Source organism: Providencia sp. PROV208 (assembly GCF_028479465.1).
In the GTDB taxonomy this organism is placed as follows: Bacteria; Pseudomonadota; Gammaproteobacteria; order Enterobacterales; family Enterobacteriaceae; genus Providencia; species Providencia alcalifaciens.
Window position 1 is genome coordinate 158,855 of the sequence record NZ_JAMPNS010000004.1, and the last position, 20,138, is coordinate 178,992.

General features: G+C 44.7%; 20 protein-coding genes. 3 read left to right on the forward strand and 17 right to left on the reverse strand.

Features of this window, described 5'->3' with window-relative positions; all coding sequences use genetic code 11:
- Positions 1–34: 34 nt before the first annotated feature.
- The 11 genes from ridA to phnR form a co-directional block, all read right to left on the reverse strand.
- Positions 35–421 carry a 2-iminobutanoate/2-iminopropanoate deaminase gene (ridA, locus tag PR766_RS04120; RefSeq protein ID WP_006662427.1) on the reverse strand — a complete coding sequence of 129 codons (387 nt, stop codon included), beginning with the start codon at positions 419–421 and terminating at the stop codon, positions 35–37.
- A 92-nt stretch (positions 422–513) separates the two neighbouring features.
- Positions 514–978, reverse strand: coding sequence for an aspartate carbamoyltransferase regulatory subunit (gene pyrI / locus PR766_RS04125; protein WP_006657936.1), 465 nt, complete (start codon positions 976–978; stop codon positions 514–516).
- 10 nt (positions 979–988) lie between these two features.
- Positions 989–1,924, reverse strand: a complete 936-nt coding sequence (pyrB, locus tag PR766_RS04130) for an aspartate carbamoyltransferase (RefSeq protein WP_036967632.1) — start codon at positions 1,922–1,924, stop codon at positions 989–991.
- A 15-nt stretch (positions 1,925–1,939) separates the two neighbouring features.
- Entirely contained in the window at positions 1,940–2,089 is a 150-nt protein-coding gene (locus tag PR766_RS04135) for a hypothetical protein (RefSeq protein ID WP_179896887.1), read from the reverse strand.
- Between the two features lie 88 nt (positions 2,090–2,177).
- Entirely contained in the window at positions 2,178–3,206 is a 1,029-nt protein-coding gene (locus PR766_RS04140) for a DUF6708 domain-containing protein (protein WP_154636284.1), read from the reverse strand.
- Positions 3,206–5,836, reverse strand: coding sequence for a T6SS effector BTH_I2691 family protein (locus PR766_RS04145; protein WP_154636283.1), 2,631 nt, complete (start codon positions 5,834–5,836; stop codon positions 3,206–3,208). The genes PR766_RS04140 and PR766_RS04145 overlap by 1 nt, the downstream gene beginning before the upstream one ends.
- 155 nt (positions 5,837–5,991) lie before the next feature.
- Entirely contained in the window at positions 5,992–6,789 is a 798-nt protein-coding gene (phnV, locus tag PR766_RS04150) for a 2-aminoethylphosphonate ABC transport system, membrane component PhnV (RefSeq protein ID WP_006657933.1), read from the reverse strand.
- Between the two features lie 2 nt (positions 6,790–6,791).
- The gene (phnU, locus tag PR766_RS04155; protein ID WP_154636282.1) at positions 6,792–7,652 is read right to left on the reverse strand and encodes a 2-aminoethylphosphonate ABC transporter permease subunit; all 861 of its coding nucleotides are present in this window, start codon (positions 7,650–7,652) and stop codon (positions 6,792–6,794) included.
- Position 7,653: 1 nt separating this feature from the next.
- The gene (gene phnT / locus PR766_RS04160; protein ID WP_006657931.1) at positions 7,654–8,763 is read right to left on the reverse strand and encodes a 2-aminoethylphosphonate ABC transport system ATP-binding subunit PhnT; all 1,110 of its coding nucleotides are present in this window, start codon (positions 8,761–8,763) and stop codon (positions 7,654–7,656) included.
- A 7-nt stretch (positions 8,764–8,770) separates the two neighbouring features.
- A complete protein-coding gene (locus PR766_RS04165; RefSeq protein ID WP_154636311.1) occupies positions 8,771–9,784 on the reverse strand; it encodes a 2-aminoethylphosphonate ABC transporter substrate-binding protein in 1,014 nt (337 codons plus the stop codon).
- A gap of 137 nt (positions 9,785–9,921) precedes the next feature.
- Positions 9,922–10,629 (reverse strand): phosphonate utilization transcriptional regulator PhnR, encoded by a 708-nt coding sequence (gene phnR, locus PR766_RS04170; protein ID WP_006662432.1) that lies wholly within the window; start codon positions 10,627–10,629, stop codon positions 9,922–9,924.
- Positions 10,630–10,779: 150 nt separating this feature from the next.
- On the opposite strand from phnR, the gene phnW reads away from it, so the two are divergent.
- Together phnW and phnX are read left to right on the forward strand one after the other, a co-directional pair.
- Positions 10,780–11,889, forward strand: a complete 1,110-nt coding sequence (gene phnW / locus PR766_RS04175) for a 2-aminoethylphosphonate--pyruvate transaminase (RefSeq protein ID WP_036978229.1) — start codon at positions 10,780–10,782, stop codon at positions 11,887–11,889.
- A 2-nt stretch (positions 11,890–11,891) separates the two neighbouring features.
- Positions 11,892–12,701 carry a phosphonoacetaldehyde hydrolase gene (gene phnX, locus PR766_RS04180; RefSeq protein ID WP_006662434.1) on the forward strand — a complete coding sequence of 270 codons (810 nt, stop codon included), beginning with the start codon at positions 11,892–11,894 and terminating at the stop codon, positions 12,699–12,701.
- 48 nt (positions 12,702–12,749) lie between these two features.
- On the opposite strand, the gene argF is transcribed toward phnX, so the two are convergent.
- Complete coding sequence (gene argF, locus PR766_RS04185) at positions 12,750–13,775, reverse strand: ornithine carbamoyltransferase (RefSeq protein ID WP_154636281.1); 1,026 nt, start codon at positions 13,773–13,775, stop codon at positions 12,750–12,752.
- 162 nt (positions 13,776–13,937) lie between these two features.
- Here argF and rraB point away from each other — a divergent pair, with 162 nt between their 5' ends.
- Positions 13,938–14,360, forward strand: coding sequence for a ribonuclease E inhibitor RraB (gene rraB / locus PR766_RS04190; RefSeq protein ID WP_006657925.1), 423 nt, complete (start codon positions 13,938–13,940; stop codon positions 14,358–14,360).
- Positions 14,361–14,455: 95 nt separating this feature from the next.
- Here the strand turns inward: rraB and PR766_RS04195 are convergent, their stop codons facing one another.
- From PR766_RS04195 to PR766_RS04215, 5 genes are all read right to left on the reverse strand, one after another.
- Positions 14,456–15,103, reverse strand: coding sequence for a GNAT family N-acetyltransferase (locus tag PR766_RS04195; protein WP_006662436.1), 648 nt, complete (start codon positions 15,101–15,103; stop codon positions 14,456–14,458).
- Positions 15,103–15,873 carry a class I SAM-dependent methyltransferase gene (locus PR766_RS04200; protein ID WP_036967627.1) on the reverse strand — a complete coding sequence of 257 codons (771 nt, stop codon included), beginning with the start codon at positions 15,871–15,873 and terminating at the stop codon, positions 15,103–15,105. Before PR766_RS04200 ends, PR766_RS04195 begins: the two co-directional genes overlap by 1 nt.
- Before the next feature lie 44 nt (positions 15,874–15,917).
- On the reverse strand, positions 15,918–16,421 hold the full coding sequence (locus PR766_RS04205) for a GNAT family N-acetyltransferase (protein WP_006662438.1): 504 nt from the start codon (positions 16,419–16,421) through the stop codon (positions 15,918–15,920).
- Positions 16,422–16,584: 163 nt separating this feature from the next.
- Entirely contained in the window at positions 16,585–19,455 is a 2,871-nt protein-coding gene (locus PR766_RS04210) for a valine--tRNA ligase (protein ID WP_195848325.1), read from the reverse strand.
- Positions 19,456–19,493: 38 nt separating this feature from the next.
- Entirely contained in the window at positions 19,494–19,943 is a 450-nt protein-coding gene (locus tag PR766_RS04215) for a DNA polymerase III subunit chi (protein ID WP_006662440.1), read from the reverse strand.
- Positions 19,944–20,138 lie beyond the last annotated feature (195 nt).

Below are 20,138 nucleotides of genomic sequence, written 5' to 3' on the forward strand. Positions count from 1 at the left end.
GGCTATCAGACTGACAATCTGAAACTGAATAAAACTATTTACGCACCGCGATAGCTTCGATTTCGATTTTCACATCTTTTGGCAAGCGAGCCACTTCAACACAAGAACGCGCTGGGAATGGCGCATTATGTTGTTTGAAAAATTCTTCATAAGTGGCATTAACGGTAGCGAAGTCATTTAAATCTTTCACAAAAACGGTCGTTTTTACGATATTGGCAACGCCCAAACCTGCTTTTTCTAAAATCGCTTTCACGTTCGCCAGTGATTGACGGGTTTGTGCTGCGATATCTTCAGGTACATTACCGGTTTTTGGATCAACAGGAATTTGACCTGAGGTCATAACCATACTGCCTAAATCGACGCCTTGAACGTAAGGACCAATAGCGGCTGGTGCATTTTCAGTGCTGATTTCGTATGACATAGTTTCTCCGTTTATCACGTAAAAAAGGGTTTGGACGCTATTATAGACACGGAACGGCATCCATACAAAGACGCAGTCTACGCCTAAATACCTTACTGATTATTGATCACGGCGTCTCTATCGAACTCTTTTTCACAGAATTTGCAGGTTAATGCCACATGTTTTGCTCGTTGTTTAATGCGGAAGCTGCTGGAAACTGGCTCATTATGGCTAATACAGTTGCTATTAGGGCACACCAGCACGCTGTCGATTTGTTCTGGTAATTTCAGGTCTAATTTTTCCACCACTTGATAATCTTCGATACGATTAACGGTAGCTTCTGGCGCATACATCGCCAATTGGTTGGCTTGTTCTGGGGTTAAAAAGGTATTTTCGATTTTGATAATGTCTTTTTTGCCCATATTGCTGGAGGGTAAATTCAGCCCAATAGTGATGCGCTCATCGGTTTTGGTGAGCTTAAACAGCTTTAGCAATTTGAATCCAATTTGAGCAGGGATATGGTCGATGACAGTGCCGCAACGGATGGCTTCAACTTGTAATTTATGGTCGTGTGTCATGGTGTTCTCCTCAGATTGCCAGTTCTTTATTTAATACCAGAGACAGCAGCGCTTGGCGCGCGTAGATTCCATTGCCTGCTTGCTGAAAATAATACGCGTAAGGAGTGCTATCGACATCCACGGTAATTTCATCAATGCGTGGTAGCGGGTGCAGCACTTTTAAATTGTCTTTAGCGTTGTGCAGGTCTTGGGCTCGCAGGATGAACTGAGCTTTGACATTGGCGTATTCTGATGGGTCTAAACGCTCTTTTTGAACGCGAGTCATATACAAAATATCCACTTCTGGAATGACATCATCAACATTGTTATGCAGGCTGTAAGTGGCCCCTTTTTCATCCAGAATATTCAGGATATGAGGTGGCATCGACAGCACTTCTGGGGAAATAAAGTAGAAGTGATTACCTTCAAACTTCGATAGCGCTTGAGTCAGTGAATGCACCGTTCTGCCATATTTCAGGTCACCGACCATCGCGATTTTCAGGTTCTCTAAGCGACCTTGAGTTTCTTGGATAGTAAACAGGTCTAACAGGGTTTGCGTTGGATGCTGGTTAGAGCCATCGCCAGCGTTGATAATTGGGACTGTCCCTGAAAATTGGCAGGCTAAGCGAGCTGCACCTTCTTGCGGGTGGCGCATCACAATCGCATCAACATACTGGCTGATAACGGAAATAGTATCTGCAAGAGTCTCACCTTTTTTACCTAATGAGGTATTAGCGCTATCGGAGAAGCCGACTACGGAAGCCCCTAAACGATGAATGGCCGTTTCGAATGATAAGCGGGTACGCGTTGACGCCTCAAAGAAACAGCTGGCGATCACTTGATGTTTGAGAAACTCAGGTTGCGGTTGCTGCTTTAATGAAGCGGCAACTTTGAGAACTAATTCAAGATCGGTTTTATCTAAATCGTTAATAGAGATTATGTCGCGGTGATATAACGGATTCGGCATCGTGATTCTCCTGTATCAGCAAGACTTGCTATCTAGTAGGCCAAAAAAAAGCCCCTCATTGAGGGGCTTTTTTATCAATACGGCGGGGAAAAACAGGCTGTCCTGACCGCGTGATGGCAGTGCGGTGTCGGTGTTCTCTTTCAAAAATAGAGCAGCAGCGTTCATGGTTTCTCCCGGCAAATTGTGGCGCATTATACGCGTGTGACACAATGACGCAAGCGTTTGCGAACAGAAAAATGAAAAAATTTTTGGTTTAGTCTATTTTATGCTTTTCCAATTTATGCTTAATGCGCTGGTTCGCTGATTGCTGTTTATCATAGCGGGCTTGATAGATATCCAGTGGCTCATTCGCTAGCACATAACGCCATAAATGCGGTGGATTAATACGGGCATCTACCTGTATCGGGTCATTTGGGCTGACAATACAATCATCGAGTACTTCTTGCGACCACTGAGGCATTTTACTGGTTTGCATGGCAATAAAGCGGGCAAGGCTTTCCATAAAATAGATAGGTAACATAAAAATGATGAAAATCCACGCTAAGCGGGATTCCATTTTTATGATGTACTGCAAGCCAAAAACATAGCTCTCTTTTTTATTGGCAATAGGCGGGCATAGCGTCACTGTGTCTGCGAGCTCTTCAAGACAATCCTCTTCCATATAACAGCGAATAAACTCCCAATAGTGGTCGAGTTCTAATTTATCTCCCCAGTAGCCGAACCCAAACGTATTCAGTACCGTTTCGCCATCCTTATCGAGAATATGCCCCACTAAGTTGACATTATTTCGCCACTCATAGGTGGTGAAATAGATATCTTTCCATGGAAGGGTGAGGATTTGATTGTTGGTTTGATAGACATGCACCAACTGTTTTTGACGGTTAAAGCGCACGGGATAATGCGTTTTACGAAACCATTCAAGCAAAATAAACTTAATTAATAAAATTATGGCTGGAATCACCATCACACAAGAAATAACTAAAGGTACTAATGAATTAATATGCGTGATAGTTCCGACAATTATAGCTATCAGAAAAGTTATAAACATTATGGCAAATACCATCAGAAGGGATGATAGCTGCCCGATTTTTTCGTAATCATTATCCACCACTTCCAAATAGGTCGAATTCATGGTGATGACAGTGTCGAAATTCATTACCGCAGCTTCACCGCCGTGTTTTTTGACTCGCCCTTGGCGATAATGGTGCTGTTTTTCTCGACGATTTAAAGGTCGGTTAATCGTAAATGAGCTTAATACACCTACACGATTTTTCTTTGCCATTACACATTATCCTCGGTATAGCCAATAATCTTACTTAGTTCGCTCATTTCCATCTGCCGGTCCATCCAGATAACGGGGATTTCCCCCTGATTTTGTTCTCTCTCGGGGATTTTTCGCCACAAGCTGGCTGATAGCCATTTTTGAATATCGTCTTTACTATAGGCAGCAATAAAAATTGCGGCTCCAAACACTAAAGTAATTGCAATAAGTAATCCTATAGGACCAAGGAAAGCCAACACTGAAGAGTTTAATGATGCTGCAAATAAAACACTTCCACCAAGTGCAGATGCTATATAAAACGAGCCCAAGACATAGTTTTCTTTATTACTAAACTCATCATATGCATGATAAAAATCCCATGCGACGGCGACAGCACCAAACCAGGCACAGAATCGTATTGTGCTTTTAAGAGAATTCTTTATGTTTTTCAGCCGAACTGCCCCATAACTAAACCGTATCCGAGCACTGATGCGTAATGTGCGAAATTTAAAAATAACTCGCTCAGCCGCATCTAACAGCGCGCCTCCGGCTGAAATAATATTTGCAATAAATTTAGTCACTGCTTCCGTATTGTTCACTTGCCCTTTCATTGCATCTTGCGTGGTTGTCCATAACACGTGAACTTGTAGCGTCACAGAAAACATACATCCTGCAAAAGGAAGTGATTGGGCGGTATCATTGGCTAATTTATTGATTGTTTTTCCTTTCGCTAGCGCTAACTTTGTTCGCCATTCTTTAGGAAATGCAATATTTTTGACGTCTTCGGCGGAGCGAAATGCCTTGACCGCAACCTGAGGGCGCTCAAGAGGCGGTGTACTTTTTGATAGCTCGGCTTCTTTAATATCAATGGCTGCGAAAAAACGACCTTCTTGTTTTCCTTCGAACTGTAATCCGGTGATTCGTTCGCGGCGCTCTTCAATTTCTAAATAATGCCGGAGCCGTGAATGAGAGGCTTTATTATCTAAATCCGTCATGGATGCCATTTGTTCTACTGCATTTGTGAGGAAATGCTTGCGCTCACCAATATAATTGATAGGAAAGAGTTTTTTGCCATTCATGGCAGATATAGCAACCAGTATTGGTAAGGGGGTTTTATTGACAGCCTTATTCAAAACACCAAGTAATTGACTACTTAATGCGTTAAAGAATTTCTCAGAGACTAACTGAATTTGAAGTAAATAATGGTTACTAATATCTTTAAATCCATCCCAGGCCTTATCCCAAGGTAGGTCATCATAAGCACCACCAGAAGAGGATACTGCATCATCAATACATTTAATCCAACTCTGTTGATTTAATAATGCAGCTCGCAGAAGCAGATTCTGTTCCGACATTTTAAAATGGGTTAATTGCTCTTGGAAAACGCGCTTAACGTCCAATTTATCTTGCATTCCTTCAATGCAGTCTAAAATAGATTGTGTAAATAACATTCCACTCTGGATATTTTGCTGATCAAAATTATGGTCGAAATAATCAAGTAAGCTTTGACCCGTAAAGTAAGTCAAATATAGGGTTACCATAGGACTAAGGACAGCTTGGTCGTATATTGATAGCGCTTTATTATAATCCTCTAGAAAGGCGGCTTGTTTTTCTCTATCAATATATTTTTCATACTTAGCCCAATACTGTTCAACTTGGATTTTTAGTGATTGGTCCACAACATTATGTATGGTGTTAGCTTGAAGAGCGGCTAATGATGGCAACATTGTCCCATTTTTAACTGCGATTCCGTCTCTCGCTGTTTTTTCGAATAATATCCCTTCACCGACTCTGTCACGCTCATACTGGGTGCACATCGCCTCTTTCATCATCGCTAAAGATGCCGAGAGCGCTAATCCACGCTCATATTTTGGATGCCGCTCAAAATTATGTTCAAGACGGTAGTTCATTAGCGCGGCTAAATCTTGAACAACCGCAGGAGCATCATTCAATGCGATAATTGCTCCCTTTTCTGCCATCAAATCATTCGCAGCTTGTTTTAAAGATAATCCTTTCATTGCGTGCATACTTTCCCAGATTAAAGGCGACCATTTTTTAATGTCATTATTCTGGGATTGATAACTATATTCAGCCACCACATCCTGAAGTAGATTAATGGATAATGTTTGATTTTCCTGCCCATTCATTATCCATTTGTCTAAATCAAAACATTGCATATATCGTTCACGATAGGCTTTATCTTCATGTTTCTTGCGCACGGCTTCAGTCCATTCGACTTCAGACCAAGAGAACCAAAACAATCCATTTTTCATTGGTGGGGGAAATACGGGTAATGTCACTAATGAAGCTCGAGCTAATTCTAGTGGCTCAGTGATACAAGGCTTGATTGTCCCATTTTGTATCATTTCCGGCACTTCACCATTCTCTGGTAAGGGATAATAAAATCCATTCACGGTGACAAAATAGTTAATCCATGAATTTCCCCTTTCATCCCAAATATTGAGATATCCTGGGCGTAATAACCTTAATGTATAAGCAGTTTCACCTTGAGCAAGAACGGGAGCCTGAATATGATTGGGCATAACAGGGAGAACATCTTGTTGCGACATAATGGCTGGACGAACAGGTAAGATAGGCAATCCTCGACGCTGACAAAAATTGCATCCTTCTGATTTAGAGGGCTGATCCATGCGATTTCTACTCCATGAAATAAATAATTAACTAATGCTAAATTAATAAATTTAGGTTAAGTTAACATTTATTGACTGCTATCGCATGCTTTTTGTTAACATTGAGAGATTGCTGGTATTTAATGCACCTTTGCATCAACTAAGACCACTTTACCTTACCTTTGCCCCAATCTCTTTGCCACTCTCTCCAACTTCATCATTAATAACAGCGTGATAGCGACGAGGACGATAGTCAAGGCAGAGCCATCGGCGATATTTCCACGGTCGGTCAGGCTGAAAATAGACACTGGCAATGTCGCCCAACCTGGGGGATACAGCATCATGGTGGCACCCAGTTCGCCGAGGGACAAAGATAGGCTCAAGGCGACTGCGGAAATCATCCACGGCATTAATAGCGGCAGGGTGACATGGCACAAGCGATACCACGGAGAAGCCCCTAAACTGAATGCCACATTTTCAATATCAGCGGAAATGCGGGTTAACCCAGTGGAGACATTGCTGAAGGTGAACGCTGAAATCAGAACAAAATGAGCGGAAAAAACAATCCAGAACGTCCCATTCATTTGCAAATAGCCTTGGCTAAATGCCACTAAGATCCCTAAACCTATCGACACCGAAGGAATAGCACTCGGCAAATAGAACACAATACCCAGATATTTTTGTACTTTGGCACTATGGCGACGTAAGGCTAGGGCTGCCCACAGACCGCAAAACAGTGCAAACAGACTGGCGCAAAAGCCGATAATCAGGCTGGATAAAATGGCTTCCCATGCTGGACCCCGAAACGCATTCACAAAGTGTTCGAAGGTAAAGCCGGAGGGCAAAATACCATTCCATTGCTGGCTAAAGCTGGACATGAGAATCATCACTAATGGCAGCAAAAATAGGCAAGAAAATAGCGTGATGGCGATGGCGGTTGAAATGGCTCGCCCAGTTTTAGACCAAATTAACATGGTTATTTTTTCACTCCGAAACGGGTTGTTGCCATGCGATACAGGCTAAAGAGTCCCACAGACAGCAAAATATTAATTAACGCTATCATGCACGCGACGCTGTAGTCAGATTCCAAAATGGCTTTGCTGTAGACCATCATCGGCAAGGTATTTACTCCTTTTGCCCCGATAAACAGCACGATGCCAAATTCGTTGGTGGTCAGCAGTAAACACAGGCTGCCGCCTGCGAGTAATGCAGGAAGTGCCGCAGGAAAAATCACTTGGCTGATAACGCGGGCAGGGTGCGCCCCTAAAATACTGGCAGCTTCTAACTGGCTTTTATCGATTTGGCGCAGCGCTGCCATTAGCGGGCGCATCACGAGCGGAGTAAAGACGGTGATCTCCGCCAGAATCACGCCATTAATCGAGTATAAAAAGTCCACAGGAGGCAGTTCAAAATCAAACAGCGCCATTAATGTGCCATTGAGTAACCCCGCCGAACCATAAATAAAGGTAAACGCGAGGGTGATCAGAAATGTCGGCAGTGCGATAAAAGTATCAATGACTTGGGTAATAAAACGGCTTCCGGGAAACGGAATAAACACCAAAATCAGCGATAATACCGAGCCAAGCACTAAGCACCCGAGAGTGGCAAAAAAGGCAATTTGTAGCGTATTGAATAGCCCGCTAATAAACCGATGAGATTCAATTACTTGCCAGAACGTTTCTAAGCTTACGCCACCAGTGGGACTCTGAATGGCTTGCTCGCCAATCAGCATCAGCGGGTAGAAAAATAACGTCGCTAGAACGAGCAGCGGTGGTGCTATCCAATAAAACGGTTTTAGGTTTATGGATGATGGCTTAGACAGGTGAATAACCGACATATTATTCCTCAATCAACACAGTATCAGAAGGAGAAAACCACAGCGTGAGTTTATCGCCTGCTTGCGGTAACGGGGATAAATGGGTAACAGCGACCGTGACATTCTCCCCTGCGACATCACACAATAAATGGGTAATATCCCCCTGCCAGCGGATAGATCGCAAAGTGGCGTGTAGCTGGTTTGAGGTATCTGCTCGCGGGGTGAGGCTAATATGCTGTGGGCGAATACAGATTAATTTGTGGCTGTTGTTCTGCATACCTTGAGTTTGTGCCTCAATGAGCGTACCGCCACAGCTCACACTGACTTGAGCAGGTACGGAGGAAAAGCCCAAAGCAGTCGCCGACAGAATATTGGCGCGTCCTAAAAACTCAGCAGCAAAGCGATTCGGTGGGCGATGGTACAGTGCATTTTTCTCCCCGTGAGCCACCAAGTAGCCATCTTTCATGATGCCAATCTTATCCCCCAGCGCGAGGGCTTCGGTTTGATCATGAGTGACGTACAAAATCGTGAGCTCAGGAAGTTCACGATGTAGTCTCGCAATTTCTTCCACCATATTATGGCGAATCTGGGCATCGAGAGCGGATAACGGCTCATCAAGCAAAAGCACTCTGGGTCGCACAGCAATCGCACGGGCGATAGCGACGCGTTGTTGCTGACCGCCAGATAACTGATGCGGGTAACGGGCGGCATAGTCGCTCATGCCGACAATGTTTAATGCTTCAGCCACTCGCTCTTTAATTAGTGCTTTAGGCTGTTTTTGAGCGCGCAGACCAAAGGCAACATTATCCTCGACTTTCATATGAGGAAAAAGGGCGTAGTTCTGCACTACCATGCCCAATCCGCGTTGATAAGGCGGAAGCTGGGTAATATCCGTATCACCCATTAAAATGCGTCCGCTATCCGGTTGTGCGAAACCTGCAATGGACCGTAACACGGTGGTTTTCCCGGAGCCTGAAGGTCCAATAAGTACCAATATTTCACCCGGCTCAATAGTTAAGGATAACGGTTTAAGCACCACATTGTTATGGTAAGAAACCCGCAGAGATTCCAGCACAATGCCGGAATGCTCAGTGCGCTGACTTGGAGTTTCTTTATTTCTTTTCATCAACATAACCCGCTCACTCGCTTTCGGTGACTTTGTGCCAACGGCTGATATCATCCGAGAGGGATATTTCAACTTCATCCCAATTTGGTTGCCAAGTTTTCACACCCTTGAGGGTTTCGGTGGCTTTGTGGAATTGCGGATCGTTTGGTGTCAGGTCTGAGCGTACAGGCATTCCCCATGACAGTTCACTAACGTGACTTTGGGCTTGTTTGTCTAACAGGAAATTAATCAGTTTTTTGCCATTTTCAGTTTCAGGACCGTTGTTTACTAAGCCAACCACATAAGGTAGAACCAGCGCGCTGCGTTCGCCTTTTTCATCGGCTGGCCAGAAGATTTTGACGTTTGGATTGCGTTCCATTTGGGAAAGGTTCATCTGTAAATCGCCGTTTGCAACGTACAGTTCACCTTTATTGACTAATGCGGTGAGTTTTCCTGTTGAGGCAGATGGACCGACGTTATTAGCTTGTAGCTTACCGAGGTAATTAAACCCTGCATCTTTGCCACCAAAGCTATGGAACACTTGCAGCATAACAGCGGTGCCATCACCTGCTTGCCCTGGTGTGGAGTATTGCAGCTTATTTTTAAAACGGGCATCAAGAAGTTCATTCCACGTTGCTGGAGGGTTTTTTAGCAGTTTGTCATTATAGATAAAGGTCAGGTAGTTATTGACAATGGGGGTGTAATACTCGGTTGAGTTAGGAATGCTTACCGCAGACTCTGGTGTGAATTTTGCCAGTAATTCGGTTTTGGCAGCGCGTTGGATAAACGGGGGGACGGTGACAAGCACGTCCGCTTGTGGGTTAGTACGCTCTTTGGCTAGGCGCTCAACGATGGCACCGGAACCCCCTTCGACATACTGCACTTTAATCCCAGTTTGCTGGGTAAAGGCATCAAACTGAGACTGATACCAGCTGTTGTTGCCATCATGAAGACCATCTGCGGAGTAAACCGTGACGACAGGGGCGGCACAAACCGAGGTCGAACCTAGGGCTGCAAGAAGCAATACGGCAAGAGGGGTAGGCTTCATTTTACGTTTCATCTCCAGATCTCCAGTTAGTCGTTAAATTTATCTGGTATATACCAGTGTTTTTTACGCTAACGGGTTTATGTGACAGAAAAATGAAATTGCTCGAGAAACCAAAAATTTATTTTTAAGAATGAAGATCAGAGAGTATCAACCTCAATACGCAGGCTATCATGACGCCAATATTCCACATCATAATCCAGAATACGCCCATATTGATCGTAGTTTAAACGTTGCAGTAACAGTGCGGGGCGACCCACTGCAACGCCGAGTGCACTGGCGGCTTGCGGTGGCATTGCTGTTGGATAAAAAGACAAATGCATACTGGTATAAATCAGCCCATATTGATGCTCATACACTTCGGTGAGACTGCCATTGAGATCGTGGCTTAATAACTCAGGAACACGAGCAGGAAGACAGTGGTTTTCCGAGTAACAAACGGGGCGGTCATCTGCATAGCGTAGGCGAGTGAGCAGATAAATTTGTTCAAAAGGTTGTAATTGCAGCGGCGCCATTGCCTCTACGGGGACAGTCACAACATTGCCCTCTAACAGCGTAGTTTTTGGTTGGCGGCCTTGCTCTAAACACAGTTTATGAAAATTAGTATTTTGCGTTGGGTCGAGCCATAAACGCTCGGGCGTCACAAACCAGCCTCGGCGCTCAGAACGGTAAATTGCGCCACTGGATTCCAGTTGTGCCAAGCTTTCTCTGATAGTCACACGGGTGGTATTAAAAATGGTACAAAGCTCTCGCTCAGAGGGCAGTTTATCGCCACTTTTCAGTGCGCCGCTCTGAATTCTTGCTTGTAATTGCGCTTTGATGAGGAGGTACTGCGGCTGTTCATCCATCGATAATGTATCCGTTTTTCGTCGCAAAATTTTTTATCCATTATACACGCCAATATGAATTTTTTGTTGCAGGGCGTCTTTTCCTTTGACCTTCTTGTTCATCTGCCGTCATTATAATATTAATCTGGTATAGACCAATGGTGAATTTAAATGACAATGAATCAATATCTGCTGTTAACACCGGGACCTTTGACCACGTCGCAAACGGTAAAAGAGGCGATGCTATTTGATAGCTGCACATGGGACGATGACTATAACTTAGGCGTGGTGCAGCGTATTCGCCAACAGCTGGTGGAATTGGCGACAACCCAAGCGGGGTATACCAGTGTGTTACTCCAAGGAAGTGGCAGCTATGCAGTCGAAGCTGTACTGGGTTCAGTGCTAGAGCCTCAAGATAAAATCTTGATTGTGAGTAATGGCGCTTATGGTGCCCGAATGGCTGAAATGGCGCAATTAATGGGTATTTCCCATCATGTTTATGATTGTGGAGAAGTGGCGTTACCTGATGTGTCACAGATTGAGCAACTACTCCAACAAGATAGCCAAATTAGTCATATCGCTATGGTGCACTGCGAAACGACTACGGGTATTTTGAATCCAATTGAGCGAGTCGCCGAATTAGCTAAGCGGTATCAAAAACGCTATATCGTGGATGCGATGAGTAGCTTTGGGGGGATCCCTCTGGATGTGGGGGCGCTGAATATTGATTTTCTGATCAGCTCGGCCAACAAGTGTATTCAAGGGGTGCCGGGTTTTGGGTTTGTGATTGCTCGCACTTGTGAGCTGGAGAAATGCGCAGGGCGCTCTCGCTCGCTTTCACTTGATCTCTATGCCCAGTGGCACTGTATGGAGCAGTTCCATGGCAAATGGCGTTTTACTTCCCCTACGCACACTGTTTTGGCTTTTGCACAAGCATTGAAGGAACTGGTGCAAGAAGGCGGCGTGAACGCTCGTTTCCAGCGTTATCAACAGAATCAGCGCAAGCTGGTGGAAGGTATGCGCCAATTGGGCTTTCGCACATTATTAGATGATAGCCAACAATCGCCGATTATCACGGCATTTTATTCGCCAGATGCCGAAGATTATCAGTTCAACCAATTTTATCAGCAGCTCAAAGTACAAGGCTTTGTAATCTATCCGGGTAAAGTTTCGAAGAGCGATTGTTTCCGCATTGGTAATATTGGTGAAGTGTATCCGCATCATATCGATGCCTTATTGGTTGCGATAAAAAATGCGATGTATTGGGAAAAGAAGGATTAATGATGAACCGTATTGAAGCTGTTATTTTAGATTGGGCGGGAACGACGGTAGATTTCGGCTCATTCGCCCCCACTCAAATTTTTATTGAGGCGTTTAAATCCGCATTCGATATTGATATCACCTTGGCTCAAGCCCGTATCCCGATGGGGTTAGGTAAATGGCAGCATATTGAAGCGTTAGGAAAACTACCAGAGATTGATGCGATGTGGCAGGCAAGGTTTGGACGCTCAATGACCAGCGAAGATATCGATGCTATTTACCAAACTTTTATGCCGTTACAGATTGCTAAAGTGGTTGATTTTGCAGCGCCGATTGATGGGGTTGTTAGCACGATTACAACGCTGCGTGGGCAAGGAGTTAAAATTGGTTCCTGTTCAGGCTACCCAAGAGCAGTGATGGAAAAGTTGGTTCCAGCGGCGGCCACATTGGGGTATCAACCCGATTACTGGATTGCCAGTGATGATTTAGCAGCTGGCGGACGTCCAGGGCCGTGGATGGCGCTGCAAAATGTGATTGAACTGGCGGTCAATTCCGTCTCCCATTGTGTGAAAGTGGATGATGCCGTACCGGGAATTGAAGAGGGGCGCAATGCGGGAATGTGGAGCATTGGATTAGCGATTTCAGGTAATGAATTTGGTAAAACATGGGATGAATATCAAGGCATGAGCCAAGAAGATATTTCTCCATTACGTCAGCAAGCTGCGGACAAACTGTATGCGGCGGGCGCCCATTATGTGATTGATACCTTGTCCGATCTTCCTCGAGTGATTGACGAAATCAACGGCAGACTGGCAAACGGTGAGAAGCCATAAGTTTCAGGTTAGTTTGACCAAGTAGGGTCGCCTACTTGGTCGATGAATTTAGAGTATATTTATTGGTAATTCAGGGGCGAGCGTCGCCACCATCACCGCTTTAATGGTATGCAGGCGGTTTTCCGCTTGGTCGAAGACGATGCTGTAAGGGGATTCAAACACCTCTTCCGTCACTTCCAGTCCACCATAAAGATTAAACTCTTTGGCAAGCTGAGCGCCTAATGTAGTGTCTTCATTATGAAATGCCGGCAGGCAGTGTAAGAATTTCATGTCTGGGTTACCCGTCAGTTTGATCACGTCCATATTCACTTGGTACGGTTTCATTAAAGCAATGCGTTGCGCCCAGACTTCTTTAGGTTCTCCCATCGAAACCCACACATCGGTATACAGAAAATCTGCGTCTTTAACGCCTTCTGCCACGTTTTCCGTCAGAATGATTTTTCCGCCAGTGGTTTTAGCGATTTTCTGGCACTCTGCAACTAATTCAGTCTCTGGCCAGCAGCTTTTTGGTGCCACTAAACGCAGCTCCATGCCTGTTAATGCCGCTGCTTCTAACATTGAATTTCCCATGTTATTGCGTGCATCCCCTAAGTAAGCAAATTTAATTTGTGAAAGTGGGGTATTGGGTTTATGTTCTTGAATGGTAAGCAAATCGGCTAATAACTGTGTGGGATGGAATTCGTTAGTTAATCCATTCCAGACAGGCACTCCCGCATGCTGCGCTAATGTTTCGACGGTGCTTTGTGCATAACCCCGATATTGCACGCCATCGTACATCCGACCCAATACTCTGGCGGTGTCTTTCATGGTCTCCTTGTGCCCGATTTGGCTACCGGATGGCCCAAGATAGGTAACTCTTGCCCCTTGGTCGAAAGCGCCGACTTCAAATGCGCAGCGCGTCCGTGTGGAATCTTTCTCGAAGATCAGCGCAAAATTCTTACCGGCTAATAAAGGTGGCTCTGTACCAGATTTTTTGGCTAATTTTAGCCAAGCGGAGAGTTTTAATAATGCATGAATATCGTTAGAGGTGAAATCTAATAATCTTAAAAAATGCTTTCCGTGTAGGGGGTTCATAAATTACAGCCTTTTATAATTGAATTAATATTCAATTTATAGTCATAAAAATTCAAAATCAACCCCTCATGCAAAAGAAATTATTTTATTAGGTATGGTTTCACTCTTGACCCTATGGGAGAATGAGCCAGAGACTAATATCACGGAATAAGGGGTGTGGAGATGGTAGATAAAGCTGAATTTGATGCGCAGTACGAAGAAACTCGCCTGATCATTGAAGAGTTACTGGAAGATGGAAGTGATCCTGATGCGCTGTATGCAATTGAGCATCACTTTTCTGCAAACAATTTTGAATTGTTAGAAAAAGCGGCTGTTGAAGCATTCAAACTGGGCTATGAAGTCACTGATGCGGAAGAACTGGAAATTGAAACAGGTGAAACCCTGATGTGTTGCGATGTCATCAGTGAAAGTGCGCTAAATGCAGAACTGATCGACGCACAAGTTGAACAGTTAATGAAATTAGCCGAAAAAATGGGTGTGAACTACGATGGTTGGGGCACCTATTTTGAAGATCCAGACGCAGAATATGATGATGAAGACGGTGACGACGAAGGGGATGATGAGTCCGAAAATCGTGTTCACTAATTGATTCTTCAAATTTCAATCGGTGATAATCTCGCCAGATTGAAAAATAAAAAAGCACTGAACGAGAATATCGTCAGTGCTTTTTTGTTTTTATGTCATTCAGTTAATTCTCGTACCATATAGTGCCATCCATAAATATCCATATAGCGTAATGTGGTGCGAGACGTTTCATATTTCTCATCGGTATAACCACGGCGTAAATAAAGTTCTCTTGCCTTGGTATTCAAATCAGATACATACAAAGAAACTCGGGTGAGCTTAGGATCTGCGGCTACTTGGTTTTCAATGTGATCTAACACGCGATTACCAATTCCCATACCTCGTAACTTGTTATCGACACATAAGTAAGAAAGGTAGGCGGTATCTGGTCTTGGTCTGTGTACAAATAACTGAAAAATGCGGCTGATCTTCATAAAGCGGAAGAAGCCCGCTTTACGCAGGATTTGCATTAATGAAACGGGAGTAGGTGCTTGTTCTTGAACGCGTTTTACGCCGTAAGTGATACCATAAACTGCGACTAGATTGCCATTTAATTTAACCTGAAAGTGCCTATCATAGGGGTCACTCAGACCGCGCTGCCAAAATAGAGATAACACCCCCTGACGCTGGGCTTCTGGCATATCGCTAATGGTTTTAAATTTAGAGGAAAAGGCTTCATAAAATAGCGTGTTAGCACTATCAATGCTTGCTTCCTCTAAAGGTTCAATGACGAGCGGGTCGTGATTGATTATTAAGTTGGCCATTATGAGCTCACCGAAGAAGGGCTGGCATGCTCAAGCGTAAACACCATTTCAGGGGAGTTCTCTTGAAAAGCATTCAACTGCCAGTCACCGTAAAGATAACGAACACGTAAACCACAAAATTCAACGGCCTGAGCAATGTCGCTGAGTGTCGGAAAGGCAATATCCGATTCAGCACGGAATATCGGGCCATTCTCACCTTGTTGGTAGAATGTTTGATAGCGGACAATGCCATTCAGCTCAGCAACATCATTCCAAAGAGTGACTTCGCCAAATTCTTGGGTCGTGAGGGATTCACGAGATAATTCAGGCGTCCACTCTCTCCACTCTTCAACCGCTGGGTTGCGGCTATCAAATACAATCGTGCCATCGGCAGTGAGATGTCGCTGCATGGCTTGCAATGCGGAAATTCGTTGTTCTTGAGTCAAAAAAACTTGAAAAGCGTGACCAGATAAAATGATCAAATCAAATTTCATGTCCAGATTGAGCTTTTCGGCAGTACTGTTTACCCAACGAACGCGACTTGTTTTTTGTTGAGCAATATCCAACATCGCTTGCGCGGGATCGACACCGACCAAAGTAGTATGTGGATATTGCTCCGCAATGGCGGTGAGTAACGTGCCAGTACCGCAGCCTAAATCTAAAATATGCTGTGCAGAAGATGCACGGTTAAGGTAGACCGCATAATCTGTCCGTTGCAAACTATTGTCTAGATCATAGAAGCGGGCAAGCATCGGGTCTTCATAGAGTGCATCTTCATACAGTGACGTCATTGGCTGCGATATCTCTTTGATGTTGAATAATGAGGCGGTGAGAATTACAGGGTTTTCAGCATCCGAATTTCACAGTCGCTATGCCCTGTATTACCCAAAGGCTCGTCGATAAAGTTGAAACCTAATTTTTCATACAGTTTAATCGCAGCTTGAAGCTCACTAGTGGTTTCTAAATAGCAGCGGGTATAACCTTGCTGTTTAGCAAATTCCAATGACATCAGAACGATTTGCTTCGCTAAACCTTTTCCACGTAATACGGAAGAGAGGTACATTTTTTGTAATTCAGCGGTATGTTCATCGCCACCGGCGACTTGTGAGATACCACCACCGCCAACAATCTTGCCATCCATTTCGACAACCCAATAAGCGCTACGAGGCTTACTGTACACTTCATACAGTGTGTCTAAAATAGGATCAGCAACCGCAAAACCTTTATCTGCGGTTAGCCCGTGTTCAGCGGACACTTCACGAATGACAGCGGCGATCTCTGGGTTATCTTGAGGTTGAATTAAACGAACTTGAACAGTTGAGGTTGTGCTTGTTGTCATAAGAACATCTCTTTTTATTTGTGTTATTTATATTTTTAATTGCACCATTTGCTGGTGCAATAATTATGATATTGAGCATGTGATAAAGCTTTTCAACACCCAGATATAAAAAAGCCCTAACTCATCAAAGACGAGTCAGGGCTAGAGATTCAAAGCTGAATGATTATAAAGAGGCGATGGTCACTTTTTGCGCTTCAATCTTCGCTTTCGCTTCGATATTTTCCACTAAACGCGCACGCTCTTTCTCAACCACGGCAGCAGGCGCACGGCTCACAAATCCTTCGTTTGCCAACTTGCTTTCGATGGTATCAATTTCTTTTACCACTTTTTCCAGCTCTTTATCTAAACGAGCCAGCTCTGCGTCTTTATCAACCAGACCAGCCATTGGGATCAGCACTTCAGCGCCTGCGACTAATTTAGTCACAGAAACTGGGGCTTCTTCGCCTTCAGCTAGGACACGGATGCTCGCTAAACGCGCCATAGAACGGATAAAGTTTTCGTTTTCTGCAACGCGACGTGCGGCATCAGCTGACGCACCACGTAACATGACATCCAGTGGTTTACCCGGAGCGATATTCATTTCTGCACGAATATTACGGACAGCAACAATGGTCTCTTTGATCCACTCTAAATCGCTCAGTGCCAGCTCATCCACTTTCGCGGCATCGAACTCTGGGAACGCTTGCAGCATGATGGTGTCAGCTTCAATCCCTTTCACCACTTTCACGCGCTGCCAGATGGTTTCGGTAATAAATGGAATGATTGGGTGAGCCAGACGCAGTAAGCCTTCTAGTACTTCAATCAGGGTGAAACGCGCCGCACGAACTTGGGCTTCATTACCTTTATGAACCGCAGGTTTAGACAGCTCTAAGTACCAGTCACAGAATTCATTCCAGGTGAAATCATACAGAATACCCGCTGCGATATCGTAACGGTGAGTATCTAACGCTTCACGGTACGCTTTCACGGTTTGGTTGAACTGCGCCATGATCCAGCGATCAGCCAATGAGAAGCTCATTTCGCCGCCGTTTTGACCGCAATCTTGACCTTCGGTGTTCATCAGAACGAAGCGGCTCGCATTCCATAATTTATTACAGAAGTTACGGTAACCGGACAGACGCTTCATATCCCAGTTGATATCGCGACCCGTTGATGCCAGTGCCGCTAAGGTAAAGCGCAGGGCATCAGTACCGTGTGCTTCAATGCCGTCTGGATACTCTTTACGAGTACGCTTAGCAATTTTCTCAGCCAGTTGTGGCTGCATCATGTTGCCAGTACGTTTTTCCAGTAAGGCTTCCAATGAAATACCGTCGATCATATCCAGTGGGTCGATAACGTTCCCTTTGGATTTAGACATTTTCTGACCTTCTTCATCGCGGATCAGACCTGTCATATACACGGTTTTAAATGGAACTTGTGGCTCGCCATTTTCATCTTTGATGAAATGCATGGTCATCATGATCATGCGGGCAATCCAGAAGAAAATAATATCGAATCCGCTGACTAATACATCCGTTGGATGGAAAGTTTTCAGCGCATCGGTATTTTCTGGCCAGCCTAAGGTTGAGAATGTCCACAGACCAGAAGAGAACCACGTATCTAATACGTCGTCATCTTGACGCAGTGCTACATCGGCACCTAAGTTGTTTTCGCGGCGAACTTCGTCTTCATCACGACCTACGTAAACATTGCCTTTGTCGTCATACCAAGCTGGAATACGGTGACCCCACCATAATTGACGAGAAATACACCAGTCTTGGATATCACGCATCCAAGAGAAATACATGTTTTCGTATTGGCGCGGAACGAATTGGATACGACCATCTTCAACGGCTTTGATAGCGTCTTTCGCTAAAGGCGCAGTACGTACGTACCATTGGTCAGTCAGCATTGGCTCGATAACCACGCCACCACGGTCACCGTAAGGTACGGTTAAATCGTGAGGTTTGACTTCGACCAGTAAGCCTAATTGTTCAAATTCAGCGACGATAGCTTTACGGGCAGCAAAACGCTCCATACCACGGTAAGCTTCAGGAATTTCGCTGCTGTAGTCGGTGCAAGGGTTACCGTTGGTATCGAATACTTCCGCTTCATGACGAACGTTACCATCCAAGTCCATCATATTGATCATGGTCAGTTGGTGACGCTTACCGACTTCATAGTCGTTGAAATCATGAGCTGGGGTAATTTTTACGCAGCCAGTACCTTTTTCCATATCAGCGTGTTCGTCACCGACGATTGGAATACGGCGATTGATAATTGGCAGAATAATTTCTTTGCCAATTAAATCCTTATAACGTGGATCTTCAGGGTTAACGGCGACACCAGTATCACCCAGCATGGTTTCTGGACGTGTGGTTGCAACCACTAAGTAGTCTTTTCCTTCCGCTGTTTTCGCGCCATCAGCCAGTGGATAACGCAGGTGCCACATGGAACCTTTGACTTCGCGGTTTTCAACTTCCAGATCTGAAATAGCTGTGTGCAGTTTCGGGTCCCAGTTAACCAGACGCTTACCACGATAGATTAAATTCTCTTTGTACATGCGGACGAAAGCTTCTTTAACGGCTTTAGACAGCCCTTCATCCATCGTGAAACGTTCGCGATCCCAGTCAACAGAGTCACCTAAACGGCGCATTTGTTGAGAAATAGTGCCACCAGATTCGGCTTTCCATTCCCAGATTTTATCGATAAACGCATCACGACCGTAATCATGGCGATTTTTGCCTTCTTCAGCTGCAATTTTACGTTCAACCACCATTTGGGTCGCGATACCTGCGTGGTCAGTACCCGTTTGCCACAGGGTATTTTTCCCTTGCATACGTTGGTAACGGATCATGGTATCCATGATGGTTTGTTGGAAGGCGTGACCCATGTGCAGGCTACCGGTAACGTTTGGTGGCGGAATAACCACGCAGAAGCTGTCTTTTGAAGTATCACCGTTAGGACGGAAATAACCGCTTTTTTCCCAGTGGGTATACAGGGATTGTTCGATTTCCGCTGGGTTATAAGTTTTGTCGAGGGATGGCTCGATCATTGCGTTCTCTGGTTTCTTTTCCATTTTTATCTTTGTGTTCAGTAAGTTGGCGGCGTCGCCATGGTCAAGTTGAAGCCGACGCTCCGGTAAATTTTATACCGGTCACGCGCCAACTGTTTTAAAGTTTCATCGATAGGCACAAAGTCTATCACTTCATGGAAAGCCGTTGCAAAATCTGCGAATTGGCTTTGTAAATTAATCAGAATATCGCGAGGTGTATTACCCCGTTTATTCGGCCAGCAAATTTCAATTGGCGCACCATAGCGGGGACCTTCTCCTGCTAAATTGTGGGGGACAAATTGGTGAGGATCTCGCTGCCAAAGTGCCTCATCCATTTTTTCAGCTTGTTGCTGATTTTCGCAGGCAATCAGAATACGTTTTCCATTGCGCCACGCTTGTGCAGCAAGCTCACAAGCAAGCCATTCATGGGCTTCATATTCGGCTTGTGGGGAGGGCTGTTCAAGTAAGTAAAATGTACCTTTTTTCATATACCCGTCATACTTCAATTTGTAGGGGTGTTGGCTACGCGCTCTCGCCTTAGTCACATACTTGTGTATGCTCCTAAGGTCTCAATCACTTGCCGCCTACCTACAAACTGAATTATCTAGGGTATAGCGTGGATCGCCATCCTTCAATTTGCAGGGTGCTGGTTGTGCTCTTTCGCTGACCTAAAGCAAGATTAA

Coding starts and splice junctions, on each gene's coding strand:
- rraB (WP_006657925.1), top strand. CDS start 13,938: ATGGTAGATAAAGCTGAATTTGATGCGCAGTACGAAGAAACTCGCCTG.
- PR766_RS04140 (WP_154636284.1), bottom strand. CDS start 3,206: ATGGCAAAGAAAAATCGTGTAGGTGTATTAAGCTCATTTACGATTAAC.
- PR766_RS04205 (WP_006662438.1), bottom strand. CDS start 16,421: ATGACAACAAGCACAACCTCAACTGTTCAAGTTCGTTTAATTCAACCT.
- phnR (WP_006662432.1), bottom strand. CDS start 10,629: ATGGATGAACAGCCGCAGTACCTCCTCATCAAAGCGCAATTACAAGCA.
- phnW (WP_036978229.1), top strand. CDS start 10,780: ATGACAATGAATCAATATCTGCTGTTAACACCGGGACCTTTGACCACG.
- PR766_RS04135 (WP_179896887.1), bottom strand. CDS start 2,089: ATGAACGCTGCTGCTCTATTTTTGAAAGAGAACACCGACACCGCACTG.
- PR766_RS04165 (WP_154636311.1), bottom strand. CDS start 9,784: ATGAAGCCTACCCCTCTTGCCGTATTGCTTCTTGCAGCCCTAGGTTCG.
- phnT (WP_006657931.1), bottom strand. CDS start 8,763: ATGTTGATGAAAAGAAATAAAGAAACTCCAAGTCAGCGCACTGAGCAT.
- pyrB (WP_036967632.1), bottom strand. CDS start 1,924: ATGCCGAATCCGTTATATCACCGCGACATAATCTCTATTAACGATTTA.
- pyrI (WP_006657936.1), bottom strand. CDS start 978: ATGACACACGACCATAAATTACAAGTTGAAGCCATCCGTTGCGGCACT.
- phnU (WP_154636282.1), bottom strand. CDS start 7,652: ATGTCGGTTATTCACCTGTCTAAGCCATCATCCATAAACCTAAAACCG.
- PR766_RS04210 (WP_195848325.1), bottom strand. CDS start 19,455: ATGATCGAGCCATCCCTCGACAAAACTTATAACCCAGCGGAAATCGAA.
- PR766_RS04195 (WP_006662436.1), bottom strand. CDS start 15,103: ATGGCCAACTTAATAATCAATCACGACCCGCTCGTCATTGAACCTTTA.
- argF (WP_154636281.1), bottom strand. CDS start 13,775: ATGAACCCCCTACACGGAAAGCATTTTTTAAGATTATTAGATTTCACC.
- ridA (WP_006662427.1), bottom strand. CDS start 421: ATGTCATACGAAATCAGCACTGAAAATGCACCAGCCGCTATTGGTCCT.
- PR766_RS04200 (WP_036967627.1), bottom strand. CDS start 15,873: ATGACGTCACTGTATGAAGATGCACTCTATGAAGACCCGATGCTTGCC.
- phnV (WP_006657933.1), bottom strand. CDS start 6,789: ATGTTAATTTGGTCTAAAACTGGGCGAGCCATTTCAACCGCCATCGCC.
- PR766_RS04215 (WP_006662440.1), bottom strand. CDS start 19,943: ATGAAAAAAGGTACATTTTACTTACTTGAACAGCCCTCCCCACAAGCC.
- PR766_RS04145 (WP_154636283.1), bottom strand. CDS start 5,836: ATGGATCAGCCCTCTAAATCAGAAGGATGCAATTTTTGTCAGCGTCGA.
- phnX (WP_006662434.1), top strand. CDS start 11,892: ATGAACCGTATTGAAGCTGTTATTTTAGATTGGGCGGGAACGACGGTA.